This window comes from Curtobacterium sp. 320 (genome assembly GCF_031455235.1).
Classification (GTDB): Bacteria; Actinomycetota; Actinomycetes; order Actinomycetales; family Microbacteriaceae; genus Curtobacterium.
Genome location: NZ_JAVDSI010000033.1, coordinates 1 through 1,271, shown reverse-complemented (window position 1 = coordinate 1,271; position 1,271 = coordinate 1). Strand labels below are relative to the sequence as shown.

The 1,271-nt window shown below is 54.3% G+C and carries 1 rRNA gene; it reads left to right on the top strand.

From position 1 onward, the window contains the following. Positions 1–26: 26 nt before the first annotated feature. A 23S ribosomal RNA gene (locus J2X60_RS19025) occupies positions 27–1,271 on the top strand; the annotation flags it as partial.

The following is a 1,271-nucleotide window of genomic DNA, read 5'->3' as shown; positions in this document are numbered from 1 at the left end:
GAGTCGATCGCAATTTTAATCTTTGTGGTCAAGTTTCTAAGAGCAAACGGTGGATGCCTTGGCATCTGGAGCCGAAGAAGGACGTAGAAATCTGCGATAAGCCTCGGGGAGCTGATAATCGAGCTGTGAGCCGAGGATTTCCGAATGGGGAAACCCCGCTGGGCGCTTTTGTGACCTGGTGACTCCCGCCTGAATATATAGGGCGGGTAGAGGGAACGTGGGGAAGTGAAACATCTCAGTACCCACAGGAAGAGAAAACAACATGTGATTCCGTGAGTAGTGGCGAGCGAAAGCGGATGAGGCTAAACCGATCATGTGTGATAGCCGGCGGGCGTTGCATGGTCGGGGTTGTGGGACACGTCGCTCAGTTCTGCCGGACTGGGGCGGTTACAGCGCATCATAGTCGAACCGGTTTGAAAGCCGGGCCGTAGTGGGTGCCAGCCCCGTAGACGAAATGGTGTTATGGCCGGATGTGTATCCCAAGTAGCACGGGGCCCGAGAAATCCCGTGTGAATCTGTCAGGACCACCTGATAAGCCTAAATACTCCCAGATGACCGATAGCGGACAAGTACCGTGAGGGAAAGGTGAAAAGTACCCCGGGAGGGGAGTGAAATAGTACCTGAAACCGTTTGCTTACAAACCGTCGGAGCCTCCTTGTAGGGGTGACGGCGTGCCTTTTGAAGAATGAGCCTGCGAGTTAGTGATATGTGGCGAGGTTAACCCGTGTGGGGCAGCCGTAGCGAAAGCGAGTCTGAATAGGGCGATTCAGTCGCATGTCCTAGACCCGAAGCGAAGTGATCTATCCATGGCCAGGTTGAAGCGACGGTAAGACGTCGTGGAGGACCGAACCCACTTCAGTTGAAAATGGAGGGGATGAGCTGTGGATAGGGGTGAAAGGCCAATCAAACTTCGTGATAGCTGGTTCTCTCCGAAATGCATTTAGGTGCAGCGTTGCGTGTTTCTCGCCGGAGGTAGAGCTACTGGATGGCCGATGGGCCTCAACAGGTTACTGACGTCAGCCAAACTCCGAATGCCGGTGAGTGAGAGCGCAGCAGTGAGACGGTGGGGGATAAGCTTCATCGTCGAGAGGGAAACAACCCAGACTACCAACTAAGGCCCCTAAGCGTGTGCTAAGTGGGAAAGGATGTGGAGTTGCATAGACAACCAGGAGGTTGGCTTAGAAGCAGCCACCCTTGAAAGAGTGCGTAATAGCTCACTGGTCAAGTGATTCCGCGCCGACAATGTAACGGGGCTCAAGCACACCGCCGAA